Raw genomic sequence first — 17323 nt, 5'->3', positions numbered from 1 at the left:
CCCTGCGCGATGGGTTACGGCTTACTTCGTGCTCTCCCCGGCGAGACTGGGCTTGCTTGTCACCGCCTTCACAAGACGCGTCAGCGTTTTGTGAAAAGACACCTGCCGCTAGGGCGTCAGGACCACACGACTTCGCCGTCCGCCTCATGCGCACTCGTCAGTTGCGCCATCGGCGTCCACCGCATCTCGACCCGCGTTCGTGACGACCGCGAAGCGCCCCTCGTGCCGGGCGAGACGAGGTGCATTGAACATCTGAGTTGGGTGCGGCGTCAAGTTTAATTCTGAAAAGCCGAACAAATTATTGGCGGTTCGTAGGATGGGTAGAGCGCAGCGAAACCCATCATGGGAGCCCGGATGGAAATTGATGGGTTTCGCTTCGCTCTACCCATCCTACAATTCTCGTGAGGGACTTCTGCCGGACCGATACTCCGGCAGAAGCGTCCCGCCACTAGATCACTTCAGCGCGGCCTGGCCGGCGAGCGAGATCACGTTGTCCTGCGCGCCGGAGCCGCCGCTGACACCGATGGCGCCGACGATCTTGCCGTTGACCATCAGCAGATTGCCGCCACGCGAGGCGACGACGTCGTCAAGGGTTGCAAGGTAGGAGAAGTAGGGTCCCTTGCCCATCAGGGTTTCGAACACCAGCGTGGGGCGGCGATAGCGGGTTGCGGTGCGCGCCTTGTGCTGGGAGACCCCGACCGAGGCATACTGGCAATTGTCCTGCCTCTCGAAATAGACGAGATCGCCGCTCGGATTGACGATCGCGATGCAGAACGCGTTCCAGTTTCGCTTTTGCGTCTCGGCAACGGCTGCGGCCGCGACCTTCTTGGCGGTCTCCAGATTGATCGGTTCGCCGTAGGGCGGCGGCGTCAGGGCATCGGCGACGACGTCGTTCGGATTGTCGGGATTGGGCGCCACCTGGGCCAACGCGCCGGTGGCGGTAGCGAGCACGACCCATGCCGCGCAGATGAGCGCAGTGAAATAACGCATGTCATTGTCTCCCTGTTTGATTGTTGTTTTCAGACGCCCCAATGCGATGACCCGGGGCGGCGGGACGATAGCAATTGATCCGCAGCGCACAAGGCGGGATCGGATTGGGTGCACCGCGATATTCGCTTGGCTACAATGAAAATCGCGTGACGCGAGGGAATATCGAGGTCGCGCAATGCTGCGACGGTCGCTACAGTCCGCGCGCATGAGAAAGGACATCCGAATGGATCTGGGTTTGAAGGGACGAAACGCCATCGTGCTCGGCGGCACGCGCGGCATCGGGCGGGCCATTGCGGCGACGCTGGCGGGTGAAGGCGTCGGCGTGGCGGTCTGTGCGCGCAATGCCGAGCAGGTTGCTTCCAGCGTTGCCGAACTGAAGGCAGCCGGCGTGCGCGTCACCGGCGCGGCCGTCGATATCACCGACGCCGCGGCGCTGACATCGTGGATTGCCGATGCCGCAACCGAATTGGGCAGCATCGACATGATGTTCTCCAATGCAGGCGCGATGGCGCAAGGCGGCGATCCGGCGTCGTGGGAGCAGAATTTCCGACTCGACGTGCTCGGCGCGGTGAACGCGTTCGAGGCAGCACGCCCGTTCCTCGAAGCGAGCGGCGAAACAACCGGCGACGCAGCCTTCATCATCATCTCGTCGATCTCGGCAGCGCAAGCGGATCGCGCCGGCTCCTACGGTCCGATCAAGGCGGCACTGGTGCACATGGCGAAGGGATTGGCGCGGCAATACGCGGCGAAGAAAATCCGCGTCAACGTGGTGTCGCCGGGCACCGTGTATTTCAAGGGCGGCATCTGGAACATGGTCGAGCAGAACACGCCGAAGATTTATCAGGACGCGCTGGCCCGCAACCCGACCGGCCGCATGGCGACGCCGCAGGAGATCGCCAACGCTGCGGTGTTTCTGGCGAGCCCGGCCTCCTCGTTTACGACAGGCTCGAATCTCGTCGTCGACGGCGCGATCTCGAACCGGGTGAATTTTTAGAGGGAACACTTCGCCGTCGTCCTGGCGAAAGCCAGGACCCATTACCCCAACTGCCAAGTGCTGCGCGACGCTAGGGCCACGATCCCTGCAACAACAAAGCGCGGTGGTTATGGGTCCTGGCTTTCGCCAGGACGACGTTGGGGAGATAGCTGGCTTGGCAGCTGCCGTCATCGCACGACGACTAATGAAAATCCCTTGACGGCGGCAGGATGCGGACATTGCGGGGGTGGCGGATCCTTTGCGGCGGGTTGTCGCCGTGATCGCGGCTGATGTCGTTGAGCGGCTCGATCAGCGCCGGGCCCGCCGGCACCGGATGCTTGCGACTGAGGGATTCGTTGGCGAGGCCGATCAGATCGTGGGAGCGGTCAGTCATGCGCTGCGCCACCAGATGCGTCACGCCTTCGGGGCTGCTCTGGATATAGCCCTCGACCAGGATCAGGCGCGCACCCATCACTTCCTTGCGGTACTGCTCCATCACCTTCGGCCACACCACGATGTTGGCGATGCCGCTCTCGTCCTCCAGTGTCATGAACACGACGCCCTTGGCGCTGCCCGGCCGCTGCCGCACCAGCACGACGCCGGCACAGCTGACGCGGCGGCGGTCGTTGCTGCGGTTGATGGTGTGACAGGCGACGACGCGCTCTCTGGTGAACATCTCGCGCAAGAATTCCATCGGATGGCCCTTCAGCGACAGGCGGATGGTCTGATAGTCGGCGACCACCTGCTCGGGACGCGGCATCTCCGGCAGCGGTTTTGCGCCCTCATCCGGCTGCTCGCGCGCGGTGGCGGCCTCGAACAGCGGCAGCGGCACGTCGTCGGGCAGCCGGCGCACCGCCCACAGCGCCTCGCGGCGATCGAGCCCGAGCGAGCGGAACGCATCGGCATCGGCGAGCAGGATCAGCGCGCGCTTGGGCAGGCCGGTATCGCGGGCGAAATCTTCCAGCGAGGCGAAGGGCCGGCGGCTGCGCGCCGCGACGATGCGGTCGGCCCAGTCTTTCTCTTGCTTCGCCTCCCCCGCTTGCGGGGGAGGCCGGATCGCATCGAAAGATGCGATCCGGGTGGGGGCTCTCTCCTCAGTGGGACTCGTGGAGACCCCCCCACCCCAACCCTCCCCCGCAAGCGGGAGAGGGAGCACAGGTGTGCCCCGGAATGACGACTGGAGAGCTTTCAACCGCTCCTCGTCCTCATCCAGCCAATGAAAGCCGTCGATCTGGCGGAAGCCGAGCCGCACCGCGCAATGATCGCCGACCTTCTCCTCCAGCGTGTTCTGCGCAAAGCTGAAGGAGACATCGACCTCGCGCACCGTGACGCCGTTCTTGCGGGCGTCGCCGACGATCTGCGCCGGGGCATAGAAGCCCATCGGTTGCGAGTTGAGCAGGCCGCAGCAGAACGCATCGGGATGATGGTGTTTCAGCCATGAGGAGATGTAGACGAGCTGGGCAAAGCTCGCGGCATGACTTTCCGGGAAGCCGTAACTGCCAAAACCCTTGATCTGGTCGAAGCAGCTGCGGGCGAAATCCGGATCGTAGCCGCGCGCCACCATGTTGCCGACCAGCTTCTCCTCGTAGGTGCCGATGGTGCCGAGGTTGCGGAAGGTCGCCATCGAGCGGCGCAGGCAGTTGGCTTCCTCCGACGTAAAATGGGCCGCCTCGATCGCGATCCGCATCGCCTGCTCCTGGAACAGCGGCACGCCGAGCGTCTTGTGCAGAACATTGTAGAGCTCATCCGGTGAGCCGTGCTCGGGCGACGGAGCCGGATAGATCTCCTGCTCCTGCTTGTTCCGGCGCCTGAGATAAGGATGCACCATGTCGCCCTGGATCGGCCCCGGGCGGACGATCGCGACCTCGATAACGAGATCGTAGAAGGTGCGCGGCCTCAGCCGCGGCAGCATGTTCATCTGGGCGCGGCTCTCGACCTGGAACACGCCGAGCGACTCGCCACGGCACAGCATGTCGTAGACTTCTTCTTCGTCCTGCGGGACCGAAGCGAGCTCCCAGTGCTCGCCCTTGTGGTCATCGATCAGGTCGAAGCATTTGCGGATGCAGGTCAGCATGCCCAGCGCCAGCACGTCGACCTTCATCATATGAAGCGCGTCGACGTCGTCCTTGTCCCATTCGATGAAGGTGCGGTCGTCCATCGCGGCGTTGCCGATCGGCACATAGGTGTCGAGCCGGTCCTGCGTCAGCACATAGCCGCCGACATGCTGCGAGAGATGGCGTGGAAACTCGATCAGCTCGGTGGCGAGCTCGACCGCGAGGTTGATCATCGCGTTCTTCGGATCGAGCCCGGCCTGCCGCACCTGCATGTCGTTGAGGCCCTTGCCCCAGCTGCCCCACACGGTGTCGGCGAGCGCCGCGGTGACGTCCTCGGTCAACCCGAGCGCTTTGCCGACATCGCGGATCGCGCTGCGCGGGCGATAATGGATGATGGTGGCGATGATCGCCGCGCGGTGGCGGCCGTAGCGGCGATAGACATACTGCATCACCTCCTCGCGCCGCGAATGCTCGAAATCGACGTCGATGTCGGGCGGCTCCAGCCGCTCCTTGGAGATGAAGCGCTCGAACAGCAGATCGACCTTGGTCGGATCGACCGAGGTGACGCCGAGCACATAACAGACCGCCGAATTCGCCGCCGAGCCCCGGCCCTGGCACAGGATGTTCTGGCTGCGCGCATAGCGCACGATGTCGTGCACGGTGAGGAAGTAATGCGCGTATTTCAGCTCGGCGATCAGCGCGAGCTCCTTGTTCAGGGTGGCGCGAAGTTTTTCGTCGATCTCGCCGCCGAAATATTTGTCGACACCGGCCCAGGTCAGGTCTTCCAGATGCTGCTGCGCGGTCTTGCCCGGCGGCACCGGCTCGTCCGGATACTGGTATTTGAGCTGGTCGAGCGAGAAGGAGATGCGTTTGGCGAAGCGCATGGTCTCCGCGATCGCGTCCGGCAGATCGCGGAACAGCCTGATCATTTCATGCGCCGGCTTGAGATGTCGCTCGGCATTGGCCTCGAGCCTGCGGCCGACCGCCTCGATCGTGGTTTTTTCGCGGATGCAGGTCAGCACGTCCTGTAGCGGGCGGCGCGCGGGATGGTGATAGAGCACCTCGTTGGTGGCGAGCAGCGGCACACCGGCATCGGCGGCAAGACCATGCAGCCGCGCGAGACGGCGCCTGTCGTCGCCGCGATAGAGCAGGCTTGCGGCAAGCCAGACGCCGTCGGCTGCGCTCGCCTGCAATCGTGCGAGCAGATCAATCGCGTCAGCCGTCTCGAAACGATGCGGCAGCGCCAGCACCAGGAGCTGACCTTCGGCGAAGTCGATGAGATCGGCCAGAGTGAGCCGGCAGTCGCCCTTCTCGACACGCATGATGTCATCGCCGCGCTTGCCGCGGGTGAGCAGCTGGCACAGCCGGCCGTAGGCGGCGCGGTCGCGCGGGTAGACCAGGATGTCGGGCGTGCCGTCGATGAAGACGATGCGAGCGCCGATCAGAAGCTTTGGCGGATGGGCGACCTTCTCGCTGTCGAGTTCCTTCCAGGCGCGCACCACGCCGGCCAGCGTGTTGTGATCGGCGAGCCCGATCACGGGGATCTCAAGCTCGCTCGCCTGATGCACATAGGCGCGCGGATCGGAGCCGCCGCGCAGGAAGGAGAAATTGGTCGTGATGCCGATCTCGGCATAATCGGGCGGAGGTGCGCTCATGCGAACAGCCCGTGCACATACCAGCTGGCCGGGACCGGCTTGCCTTCCTCGTCGCGCAGCTCGCTCTCGTAGAGGCCGTCGCGAAAGATCCAGAAGCGCTGGCCCTCGGCGTCCTCGACGCGGAAGTAATCGCGCGTCAGCGACGCGCCGTCCTGCTTCCACCATTCCATCGCGATGCGCTCGGGCCCCTCGACCCGCACCACCGCATGCAAGGCGCGCCGCCAGGTGAACTGGTGCGGCGGGCCGTCCGGCACGCTCGCGAACGGCACTTTGATCGGCTCGGGCCGCTCGAACAGCCTGAGCGGTCGCAGCGGCGGCTCGCCGGCGACGCGGTCCGGCCAGGCGGCCACGCTCGCCGCGGCCAGATGATGCTGCGCCGGCAACGCCAGCGCAGCGCGTTCGGGGATGTGGCTCTCGAGCGGCAGGTGCACGACGACGCGTTTGCCCCCGATGCGGGCGGCGATGCGGTCGATCAGCGCCGAGATCTCGTCATTGTCGTGCACTGTGGTGTCGAGATCGCGCTGCTGCTGCACCACGATCTCGGTACGCCCCGCGGCGAGGCGGATGAGATCGAAGCCGAAGCCGGGATCGAGCGGATCGTTGAGCGCATCGAGCCGCTCGCGGAACAGGCGGTCGATCATCTCCGGCCGCGTCACCGGCCGCCCGGTCTCGACCATGATCGCGCGCACCGCGCCGTCGGTGCGGAAGAAACTCGCTTCCAGCTGCCGCGCGCCCTTGCCCTGCTTGTCCATCGCCGCGACCAGCGTCTTGGCGAGGCTTGAGAGCGTCAGCGCGATCACGGTGTCGGTCGCGATCGGCTCGGGGAAACGCTTCTCGACGATGTAATCGGGCAGCGACTTGCGTGGGCTGATCGGGGCATCGCCCTGCCCGAGCGCGTGGCCGAGCAAGGTGGTGAAGGCCGAGCCGAACCGCGCCGAGATCTCATGCGGCGCGCGCGAGGCGACGTCGCCGATGGTCTTCAGGCCGGCGCGGCGCAAGCCGGTGGTGACAGTGGCATCGGCGCCGAGCGCCGACACCGGCAGCGGGCCGACCGCCTCCGCCTCCGCGCCATCGGCGATGATCTGCCCCGAGGCGGTGCGCGTCAGCGTGCGCGCCGCGATCGAGGTGCCGGCAATCGCCGCACTGACGGCAAAGCCGCGCCGGTTCAGCGCATCGGTCACGATCTGCAGCAGCGCGCGCTCGCCGCCGAACAGATGCGCGCAGCCGGTGATGTCGAGGAACAGCCCGTAAGGCGGATCGAGCGCGACCAGCGGCGTGAAGCGGTCGCACCAGTCGGCGATGTCGTTCAGCGTCTTCAGATCGGCCGCGGGATCGGCGTCGTAGACCGTAAGCTCCGGGCAAATCGCCCGCGCATTGGCGAGCGGCAGCCCGATCGACAACCCGGCTCGCACCGCCGCCTCGTCGATCGCGTGCAGCAGGATCGCGTTGTGGTCTTTTGCGACCACGACGCTGGGAAGTTCTCGTGAGAACCGAAGCTCTTTCTTCGCCTCTCCCGCTTGCGGGGGTCGAGACGAGCGAAGCTCGCTCTTAGGCCGGATCGCATCGCGAGATGCGATCCGGGTGGGGGCTCTCTCCTCAGCGGGACTCGTGGCGAGACCCCCACCCCAACCCTCCCCCGCAAGCGGGAGAGGGAGCCCTACCACCGCCCGTGTGTCGGTTGGCACAACGGCATGCGTCTCAGCTTGCGAGGCGATGTCCTGCGCGAGCTTGCGCTTGATGCGGTCGATGGGCAGGCGCGGCAGCCACAGGCTGAGGATACGCCGACGGTTCACTGAATTGGCACTCATCACATTTCCATTCCATGATCCATCGCCCAACCGGGCCATGACGATTGCGCACGAGTTCGGCCTCGAAGCGCGGCGCGCCCCAGGCGCAGGCCGCATTGCCGGGCGGCGAATGCGCCGCGCGCACGATCCAGCGCGTCTCCGCGGTCGAGGGGATCGGGGCGGCCGCGATCCGCAGCACCAGCGCGGTGACGCCGGAGGCTTGCGCGGCCAAGGTCAATTTGCGGCTGGCGACGAGATCGAGCTGGCGCGCGTGGCCCCAGATCTCGAGGACAACAGCGCCGAGCGCATCGCAGGCGAGCGCGTCGGCCGCGGTGCGCAGGCCGCTGTCGACATCGGCGGCGCGCACCGTGACCAAGAGGCGCGGATCGAGGCCGAGCTCGGCCAGCCCGCGCATCGACAGCGCGCCGTTTTCGCGATCGGAAAAATCCTGCCGCACCCAGACCAGCGGCTTGCGCGCTGACACCCGTCCGGCGAGCCCGGCGATGAAACCGGTCGCCGCGCCGCCCTGATGGCCGGCCGCAAACACCTCGTGCAGCGCGGCCGGCGCAAGTCCGCCGCGCAGCATCGCGTCCGCGCTCGTGTGTCCGAGCGCGATGCGGTTCGGCATCGCCGCCTCCGATGGCGCCTCGATGCGCGCGATGCTGCCGCGCAGAGACGCAAGCGTACCCGTGCGTGCGCCGTTCATTGCGCCGCTCCTTCCCAACCAAAATTTGAGGCCGTCACTGACCTGAACAGAGAACCAGGGACTGGCTCATTTGTTCATGATATGTTCTAATATAAAGCTAACAGGGCCCGCGGAGTCAATCGGATTGGTGAACTCATCGATTCATGAGTTGAATCAATGGGATGCATCAGCCATCAAACCGGATGGACCTGATCTTCCGCAAGTCAGGCGCGGCAGGCCCCGAAAATGGCGGCGTGACGGAAACGGAGCAATCGCATGCGTATCATCGTGCTCGACAACGACACCGATTTCGAGGGCTGGCGCAAGGCCGCGCGGCGATTGGCGCTGAATGACGTGAAGCCCGCGGAGGTCACGTGGACCGTACGCAAGGACGACGAACTGTCGTCGGCCTCCTGCGTGAATGACTTGCCCGATGCGCCGCAGGCGCGGTTCAACGTGACAGCCGTGTTCGTCGAGCTCGCAAAGACCGCGATCCTGCATCGCAATGACGAGCGCTTCGCCCTGCTCTATCGCCTGCTATGGCGGCTGCGCAGCCGTCACGATCTGCTCAGCGCGACTGATGATCCTGACGTCGCCGAGGTCCACGCGATGGCGCGCGCGGTCTATGGCGATATCGACAGGATGCACGCGCAGCTCCGCTTCCGCGAGATCGGCCGCGAGCGGACGGCGCATTACGTCGCCTGGTTCGAGCCGGAGCATCGCATCGTCGAATTCGCCGCCCCCTTCTTCGCCGGCCGCTTCGCCGACATGCCGTGGTCGATCCTGACCCCCGACGTCTGCGCGCATTGGGACGGGCACGCGATCTCGATCTCGCCAGGCGTCGCCAAATCCGAGGTGCCGAGCGAGGACCGCCTCGAGGAGGCCTGGCGGCGTCATGACAACGGCCTCTTCAATCCCGCACGGCTGAAAGTGATGGAGACGCCGCAGGCCTATTGGAGGAACCTGCCCGAGGACTCGATCATTAAGCCGCTGATCGAAGACGCCATGCGCATGACCAGCGGCCCCTTCATCGCACGCAAGGCGACGGAGCCGAGGAAGCCGCAGGATGAGCCGATGGTCCGCAAGCAAACTCACGACACGCAAGCTCGCGACACGATCGCTGCCTTGCGCGACGAGGCCGCCGACTGCCGCGCCTGCCCGCTATGGAAGGACGCCACCCAGACCGTGTTCGGCGAAGGACCGCAAGGCGCGATGCTGATGCTGGTCGGCGAACAGCCCGGCGACAAGGAAGATCTCGCAGGCCATCCCTTTGTCGGACCGGCCGGGCAGATGCTCGATCGCGCGCTTGAGGACGCCGGCATCGCGCGCGCCACGGTCTACATCACCAACGCGGTGAAGCACTTCAAGTTCGTGCCGCGCGGCAAGATCCGGCTGCACCAGAAGCCGGGCACGCCGGAGATCCGCGCCTGCCGTCAGTGGTACGCACGCGAGCTCGCCACCATCAGGCCGGAACTCGTGGTGGCGCTCGGCGCCACCGCAGCACAGAGCGTGCTCGGCAAGATCACCCCGATCAACAAGAACCGCGGCCGCCTGATCGATCACGACGGAACCAAGGTGCTCGTCACCGTGCACCCGTCCTATCTGTTGCGGCTGCCCGACGAGAAAGCCAAAGCGCTGGAATATCAGCGCTTTATCGACGACCTGAAAATTGCCGCAGATCAGTTGCGGAATTCAGCCCGCGCGGCCTGAGTTGCGCAAAACCGGCGGAACCGGGGAACCACACTTCAACGTGAAATTGTTTTTGGACGCGGACAAATACCTACAACCTTTAATTGATCCGTGGTACGGTGACGTGTTCCGCAGGTATCGGGCGTCATGTTCACGCCATGGCGTACCCTGAGGCGGGCGCGCTGCGCGGTTTGCTAGCCCCAATCGTGCGGCGCGCCACCTCGTCTCGCAACCCTCCCCTCCTCACTCGTCCGCAGCGCTCACCGGATGACTGGTGACTAGCGTCGCCGGCGTCCGGGTCGAGACTTGCAAATATCTTCTAAGCTTTTGATTGCTGAGGATTGGCCGACGGGGCCTTGCTCAGGTCGTTTCGTGCGTCCCGTATGATGGCGAAGGACGACTGCAGAAACAGAGCAGCAATGACGACCGCCACGACCAAGTCGGGCCACGGCGTTTGCGTCCAGGCAACCAGCAGTGCGGCGATCACGACCGCAACGTTACCGATGGCATCGTTGCGGCTGAACAGCCATACCGCACGCACGTTAGCGTCCCCGTGCCGGTGCGGAAGGAGCACCAACGCAGCCATCACGTTCACGACAAGTCCAACGAGGGCAAGTATTCCCATCAGCTGAGCTTCCGGCTCATGCTGCACCACCACGCGATAGGCCGTCGCGACAAGAACTCCCACTCCCAGAATGCCCAAGAAGATTCCCTGCAGCAAAGCGGCCTTGGCGCGCGCCGCCAATCCCCAGCCCACCGCGATCAGTCCCAGAAACGAGATTACTCCATCGCCGATGAAATCGAGCGCATCGGCCTTCACCGACTGCGAGCCGGCCAGGAACCCGCCGACGATCTCGATGACGCCATAACCGGCATTCAACACAACCACGATCCAAAGCGCACGCTTGTAGGCCGGCGACACATGCGAGAGGTCCGGCACCTTGCCGTCGTCCTCGTCTGCATCGATGCGCGCAAGCCTGTAGCCGAGCCCCATGATAGAGCGCTCGACCTCGGGCAGCGGAGCCGTCCCGTTTTCCGTCCGGAGCGTCATCTCCTGAGATGCGATTGAAACCTTCGCATCCCGCACGCCTGCCACCAAACGCGCCGTGGCCTCGATCTTGGCGGCACAGGCCGAACAATCCATACCCGTGACGCGGTAGCGCACTGCTCCGGCCGTATCGGTCTTCGTCATTCACACTCCTCGCTTCACGTCGTGCCTCGGCCGCGGAATGGCTCGGTTCGCCGGCCCGGCCCGAGCCTACTTCTTGAACTTAGCTTGGCCCGACCTCCCTTCGGCGGTCTTGATCGTGAGGGTAATCGTCGCACCGGTCGGGATCGGATTCTTCGCCTCGCCCTTCAGCGAGTTCTCGCCTTGGGAGGCAAGAGTGACTGTTTCGCGGTTCTGTCCGCCGGCTATCAATACGGCGCCGACATACCCCTTGGTCGATACCGGCTTCGCCTTGAAAGCCTCGAAAACGTTGATGGTGACCGTGTTACCCGACGTCAGAAGCTCGGCATCGATGCCGGCCACGTCGAGCATCAGCCCGCCGTTCGGCCCTTTTTCGTAGTCCTCAGCAGAAGCCGGTGCAGCAAACAAGATGGTTGCGATCAGCAACAGCAGGTATTTCATGACATGGCTCCTTCCCGAGCGGATAAATTCGATTGCGAGTTGGACGGCTCTTCCCGCCTGAACAAAACGTAGAGCGCCGGCAGCACCAACAGGGTGAGGATGGTCGACGAGATGATCCCGCCAATGACGACGGTCGCCAGCGGCCGTTGGACCTCTGCGCCGGCACCGGTTGCGATCGCCATTGGAACGAAGCCGAGCGAGGCAACGAGTGCGGTCATCAGAACCGGCCGCAGTCGCGTGAGCGCGCCTTCTCGAACCGCGTCCACCAGCGGCCGTCCTTCCCGGCGCAGCTTCTCGATGAACGTGATGATGACCAGACCGTTAAGTACCGCGACGCCCGAAAGCGCAATGAAGCCGATTCCAGCGCTGATCGAGAGCGGAATGCCCCGTAACAAGAGGGCCGCGACGCCACCCGTCAGGGCAAGCGGCACACCACTGAACACAAGGAGGGCATCGGGCATCGATCCGAGGCTGATGAACAACAGCAGGAAGATCAAAAGCAACGCGAGCGGCACGACGATCGTCAGGCGCTGTGTTGCAGAGATGAGCTGCTCGAACTGGCCGCCCCATCCGATCCAATAGCCCGGCGGCAGCTTCACGCTCTCCGTCACCCGATTTTGAGCATCAGCGATGAAGGACCTGAGATCGCGCCCCCTGACATTCGCTGTCACCGCAATCCGCCGTTTGCCGTCCTCGCGGCTGATCAGGTTGGGGCCCGGCTTCAGCTCGACCTGGGCAAGCTCCGACAACGGCACGTAGCGGATTTGAGCGAGCGGCGAGTTGCCCCAAAGCGCCGTCGTCACCTTGGCCTGGCTTTCGATGGGGGGGAGCGGTACCGGCAACGACCTGATCGCATCGATATCCGAGCGCAGATTCTCCGGTAGTCGAACAACGATGTCGAAACGACGATCGCCCTCGAACAGGCGGCCGGCGTTCTTGCCGCCCACGGCCATTTCGACGAGATTCTGAACGTCGGCGACGTTGATTCCGTAACGCGATAGAGCTTGGCGGTTGAGTTGGACGGTGAGCACGGGCAACCCTGTCGCTTGCTCAGCTTTCACGTCAGCCGCCCCCTCCACTTTCTGCAAGACCGCCTGGACCCGGCCTGCGGCCTGGATCAGTTCGTCCAAATTATCGCCGAATATCTTGACGGCGACATCGCTCCGCACGCCCGAGATGAGTTCGTTCATGCGCTGCTGGATCGGCTGTGAGAATCCATAGGCGTTGCCGGGGACGTCCTCCGCCGCCGCCTGGATTTCCGCAACGACAGCGGCCTTCGGTTTGGCAGGATCGGGCCACTCCTTTCTCGGTTTCAGCATGATGTAGTTGTCCGAGTTGGACTGGGGCATCGGGTCGGTCGCAACCTCCGCCGTACCGGTGCGAGCGAATACCTCCTTGACCTCGGGAAGTTTGAGCAATCGCTTCTCAAGCATCGCTTCCATCGCAACCGATTGAGTCACGCTAACGCTGGGGATGCGGACCACCTCCGCCGAGGCATCCAATTCGTCGAGGCTGGGAATGAACTCACCGCCCATGTGCGAGGCCGCGATCCCACAGAGAACAACCAGCAGGACCGCAATCACTGCAACGCCGAACCGGTTGCGGATCGAGGCCGCGAGCAGGGGCGCATAGATGCGGCGCGCGGCCCGCATGAGGTAGTTCTCATGTTCTGAGACCTTGCCCGTGACCAAGAGCGCCACGGCCGCCGGCACAAATGTCATCGATAAGATACTGGCCCCTGTCAACGCCATAAGCACGGTCAAAGCCATGGGCGTGAACATCTTGCCTTCGACGCCCGTGAGCGTCAGAATCGGTAAATAGACGACGGCAATGATGAACGTGCCGAACAGGCTAGGGCGGATGACCTCGCGCGAGCCTGCAAGAATGGTCTCAAAGCGCTCCGGGCGGGTCAGGACACGACCTAGCCGACGTTGCTCCGCCGCCAAGAGGCGGAGGCAGTTCTCGACGATGATCACAGCTCCGTCGATGATGATACCGAAATCAATCGCGCCGAGGCTCATGAGGTTGGCGCTGACCTTGCCCTCCACCATGCCGGTGATGGCGAACAGCATGGATAGTGGAATGACGCACGCGGTCGCGACCGCAGCCTTGATGTTTCCAAGCGTCAGGAACAGCACCACGATTACCAGCAGTGCACCTTCAAAGAGGTTCTTCTGCACCGTTGCGATCGTCGCCTCGACGAGGCGTGTGCGATCGTAGACGGTATGCGCGATGATCCCCTCGGGCAACGAACGTGCAATCTCCTTGAGCCTTGCAGCGACACGCTGCGCGACGGTGCGGCTATTCTCGCCGATCAGCAGCATGGCGGTACCGAGCACCACCTCCTTCCCGTTCAGCGTTGCCGCTCCGGTCCGCAAATCGGTTCCCTCCCTGACATCGGCTATGTCGGATACCCGCACCGGGACGCCATTTCGCGAGCCGACTACGATTTCCTTGATCTCGTCGAGGTTTGCGACCTGTCCCGGCGCGCGGACGAGGTACTGTTCGCCGTTGCGCTCGATATAGCCGGCGCCGACGTTTGCGTTGTTCGAGGCGAGTGCCGCCATGATATCGCGGAAGCCGAGCTTGTAGGCCATCAGTTGCGCGGGATCGGGCAGCACCTGAAACTGCCGTTCGAAGCCACCAACCGTATTGACTTCGCTGACACCGGCAACGGTCCGCAGTTGCGGCCTGACGATCCAGTCCTGGATCGTGCGCAAGTCGGTGGGACTATACTTCTCTCCGTCCGTCTTGCGGGCCTCTGGCTTGGCCTCGACCGTGTACATGTAGATTTCGCCGAGCCCTGTGGAGATCGGCCCCATGGCCGTCTCGATGCCGGAGGGCAACTGATCCCGCACCTGCTGAATCCGCTCGTTGACCATCTGCCTCGCAAAGTAGATGTCGGTGCCGTCCTTGAAGATCACGGTGACCTGGCTGAGCCCGTAGCGCGATAGCGATCGCGTACTCTCGAGTCGGGGCAGGCCGCCTATCGCAGTTTCGATCGGAAAGGTGATGCGCTGCTCGACTTCCAGAGGCGAGTAGCCGGGGGCGCGGCTGTTGATCTGGACCTGAACGTTGGTGATGTCCGGAACGGCATCGATCGGCAGGAGCGTGAAATTCCAGGCACCGAAGCCGGCCATGGCGAGGACGCCGATCATCATCAGCCAACGCTGACGGATGGCGAAGCAGAGGATGCTGTCAATCATTGTCTTCCGCACCTCCCTTTGCCAGTTCCGCCTTTACGATAAAGCTGTTCTGGGCCGCGTACAGATCGCCTTCCAGCACGCCGAACGTTACTTCCGCGAAATCCGGGTCGCGCTCGCCAATCTCGACATCGCGGGCTGCGAACTTCTCGCCCTCGCGGACGAACACGACCGCTCGGTTTTCGAGGGTCTGCAACGCCGAAGATTTCACCGCGACCGCTACCTTCTTCGCCGACAGGATCAATCGGCCGGTGGCGAACAGTCCGGGCCGCAGCCGCAGTTCAGCATTCGCTACGACGGCTCTGGCGAGCGCGCTCTGGGTCTCGCTGCTGCCGACCGGTGACACATAGGAAATCTTCGTCTCAATCTTGGGTCCGCCGTCCGCGGGATCGATCAGAATCTTATCGCCGACCCTCACGCGGCCCAGGTCACGCCGGTAAACGGAGAAATCGACCCATACGGTCGAGAGGTCGGCGATGACGAACGCCGGCTTCTGCTCGGAAACGTATTCGCCGAGCGTGGTCTGGCGATCGATGATCGTGCCGGCGAGAGCAGCCTTCAATTCGTAAGGCGTCAGGCTTTGATTGCTTTCGACGATCGCAAGGACATCGCCCTTTTCGACGCGGTCGCCAATTCGTTTGCGAACCTCGCGAACGACGCCCGGAAAGCGAGGCGTGACCTGAACCAGCGATTCCTGGTTGGCCTGGACGATGCCGTTCAGCAGCAGGCTGTCGTGCAGCACGGCCGGCCCAGCCTTCGCGAGCTCTATCGCGGCGGCAGCGACCTTGGCGTCGCTCATCGCGACGCTGTCCGAATGTTCTTCCTTTTCGGACTTTTCGGTCGCGGCTGTCTTGGTCGTCGCCGGTGTCAGCATCCGATAGCCGGCATAAACGAGTGTTCCGGCAACCAGAACGAAGACCACATATCGAATCAGTGCCCGAATCATCTTGAGTTCTCGCGCGCGAGCGAAAATGGATTGCCGACGAGTCCCTCGATGGTCGCAACGGCAACGTGGAAATTCTGCAAGGCCTCCTGCTCGCGCAGCCGCGCCTGAGCCAGGCTTGCCTGAGCGTCCAGCACTTCGAGGAGCGAGAAGCGGCCTTGGCTGTAACCGTCAGAAATGGCCTGGCTCGCTTGCTCCGCTTTCGGGATCGCGACTTCGCGAAGGACCGTAAGCTCCCGCAGCGAGCCCTGCACCGAGTCGTAGGCCCGGCCTGCAATCACGATCAATGTGTTCCGGGTTGCTTCGCGCTCAGCCCTGGTCTTCGCCAGGCTCTCCTGGGCGGATAGGATATTGCCTTGGTTCTGGTCGAACACTGGGATCGGCACCGAGAACGTCAGTCGGACGGCATCGTCGTTGGTCTCGTTGAAATGCCGCCACCCTGCAGCAATCGTGACGTCCGGATAGGGCTTCAGCCGTGCCAGCAGAAGTTGTGCGTTCCGCTGCGCATAGACAGCCGTCCAGCGCACGAGCTGCGGATTCGCGTCGATCGCCGCCACAATCGCCTTGAATGCCGGCGGCTGGCCGGTGGCGTCGAGCCGCCCGGAGACGGCGGCGAATTTCGGCGCCGTATCGCCCATGAGGACTGCCAGCTCGCGCCGCGCACCGGCGAGGGTCGATCGGAGCCGTTCGCGATCCGCCTTGACCAGGGCGGAAGCCACTTCGGCCCTGCCGGTCTCGGCCGGCGAGGATGCGCCTGCCTCGACGCGCCGCTGTAGCAGCGGAGTCAACTTGTCGATGGCTGCGACCTGTTCATCCAGAATCTGAATTCGGCGCTGTCCACCCAGCACGTTCAGGAATGCGATGGCAGTCTCGGAGAGAACTTCCAGCCGGACCGCCTGACGCTGGATCGCCGCCGTCTGGACACCGGCCGCACCAGCCGCAACCCGAGCCTCTCGCTTCCCGAACCATTCGAATGCCTGGCTGATCTGCAAGGTGGTTTCGGCGGATTTGGTCTCCCGAAACTTGCCAGTGCCGAAGGAATTGTCCTGTTCGTAGGACACTTCCGGATTGAGCAGCGCACCTGCCTGGATGCGTTGACCGGCGGCAATCCCCACGTCCCGCTCGGCCGCGGTGAGACGGGGGCTAGCCGCAAGTGCACGCGCAAGCGCGTCCCTCATCGTCAGGGTTTGCGAATGTGAAGCGGCCGCCAGCCACGGGCTGAACAGAAATACCATCGCCCACGCAAGACGCGTGGCCTTCTTCCGAAACATGAGCAGTTACCTGACCAAGCAGAACAATCGAGCGCTCGCGCGCTCCGAAAAGGCGCTCAGGCAGGGTATTTGGGCGGCGGCGTATCGAGCCCCGGATGATCCTCAAGAAGGAAGTTCGGCGTGGCGTATGTCGGTGGGATCGACTTTGCCGCCCGCTCCTCGACCAGGACGGGCGGCGGAACGAGCAAGGGAACGCACGTGTAGCAATGATCTACGACCGTGACGGGAGGCTTCTTCGAATCCTGGTCAGACTGACCCGCCACGGCAGCAAGTTCGACTTGTTCGGCTTGCTCAACCGACCCAAGCGTCTCTCCCGCGCAGGCAATCTCTCCAGCTACCCCAACGATGATATACGCAAATGTGAGGCAAACGGTCAGCAGCCCGCGCAGCGCAGGTGCAAACGGACGCCTTTTTTGGCCGATTTGCAGGTTCATCGAGGGCAC

11 protein-coding genes and 1 pseudogene are annotated in these 17323 nt (G+C 63.9%); 2 read left to right on the top strand and 10 right to left on the bottom strand.

What is annotated here, in order from left to right:
• Nucleotides 1-453: 453 nt before the first annotated feature.
• Complete coding sequence (locus Q0030_RS18910; RefSeq protein WP_298370111.1) at nt 454-990, bottom strand: heme-binding protein; 537 nt, start codon at nt 988-990, stop codon at nt 454-456.
• A gap of 223 nt (nt 991-1213) precedes the next feature.
• Here Q0030_RS18910 and Q0030_RS18905 point away from each other — a divergent pair, with 223 nt between their 5' ends.
• On the top strand, nt 1214-1984 hold the full coding sequence (locus Q0030_RS18905) for an SDR family oxidoreductase (protein ID WP_298370109.1): 771 nt from the start codon (nt 1214-1216) through the stop codon (nt 1982-1984).
• Nucleotides 1985-2165: 181 nt separating this feature from the next.
• Here the strand turns inward: Q0030_RS18905 and Q0030_RS18900 are convergent, their stop codons facing one another.
• The 3 genes and pseudogenes from Q0030_RS18900 to Q0030_RS18890 form a co-directional block, all read right to left on the bottom strand.
• Complete coding sequence (locus Q0030_RS18900; RefSeq protein ID WP_298370106.1) at nt 2166-5672, bottom strand: error-prone DNA polymerase; 3507 nt, start codon at nt 5670-5672, stop codon at nt 2166-2168.
• Nucleotides 5669-7147, bottom strand: a pseudogene (locus tag Q0030_RS18895) (DNA polymerase Y family protein); the annotation flags it as partial. The gene Q0030_RS18900 and the pseudogene Q0030_RS18895, both read right to left, overlap by 4 nt.
• 223 nt (nt 7148-7370) lie before the next feature.
• Entirely contained in the window at nt 7371-8165 is a 795-nt protein-coding gene (locus Q0030_RS18890; RefSeq protein WP_298370104.1) for a DNA repair protein, read from the bottom strand.
• Nucleotides 8166-8420: 255 nt separating this feature from the next.
• Here Q0030_RS18890 and Q0030_RS18885 point away from each other — a divergent pair, with 255 nt between their 5' ends.
• Nucleotides 8421-9854: a UdgX family uracil-DNA binding protein gene (locus tag Q0030_RS18885; RefSeq protein ID WP_298370102.1), complete on the top strand. Its 1434-nt coding sequence runs from the start codon at nt 8421-8423 to the stop codon at nt 9852-9854.
• Nucleotides 9855-10152: 298 nt separating this feature from the next.
• Here Q0030_RS18885 and Q0030_RS18880 read toward each other — a convergent pair whose 3' ends face one another.
• The 6 genes from Q0030_RS18880 to Q0030_RS18855 form a co-directional block, all read right to left on the bottom strand.
• Entirely contained in the window at nt 10153-11025 is an 873-nt protein-coding gene (locus Q0030_RS18880) for a cation diffusion facilitator family transporter (protein WP_298370099.1), read from the bottom strand.
• Between the two features lie 66 nt (nt 11026-11091).
• Nucleotides 11092-11463, bottom strand: coding sequence for a hypothetical protein (locus Q0030_RS18875; RefSeq protein WP_298370097.1), 372 nt, complete (start codon nt 11461-11463; stop codon nt 11092-11094).
• Nucleotides 11460-14669 carry a CusA/CzcA family heavy metal efflux RND transporter gene (locus Q0030_RS18870; protein WP_298370094.1) on the bottom strand — a complete coding sequence of 1070 codons (3210 nt, stop codon included), beginning with the start codon at nt 14667-14669 and terminating at the stop codon, nt 11460-11462. The genes Q0030_RS18875 and Q0030_RS18870 overlap by 4 nt, the downstream gene beginning before the upstream one ends.
• A complete protein-coding gene (gene ihpB, locus Q0030_RS18865) occupies nt 14662-15612 on the bottom strand; it encodes a divalent metal ion exporter adaptor subunit IhpB (RefSeq protein WP_298370092.1) in 951 nt (316 codons plus the stop codon). Before ihpB ends, Q0030_RS18870 begins: the two co-directional genes overlap by 8 nt.
• On the bottom strand, nt 15609-16880 hold the full coding sequence (ihpA, locus tag Q0030_RS18860) for a divalent metal ion exporter subunit IhpA (protein WP_298370089.1): 1272 nt from the start codon (nt 16878-16880) through the stop codon (nt 15609-15611). Before ihpA ends, ihpB begins: the two co-directional genes overlap by 4 nt.
• Before the next feature lie 56 nt (nt 16881-16936).
• Nucleotides 16937-17314 (bottom strand): hypothetical protein, encoded by a 378-nt coding sequence (locus Q0030_RS18855; protein WP_298370087.1) that lies wholly within the window; start codon nt 17312-17314, stop codon nt 16937-16939.
• Nucleotides 17315-17323 lie beyond the last annotated feature (9 nt).

The sequence above is a fragment of the uncultured Bradyrhizobium sp. genome (assembly GCF_947648125.1).
Classification (GTDB): domain Bacteria; phylum Pseudomonadota; class Alphaproteobacteria; order Rhizobiales; family Xanthobacteraceae; genus Bradyrhizobium.
Note: the sequence above shows the minus strand (reverse complement) of the source record. Positions and strands in the feature narration are given on the sequence as shown.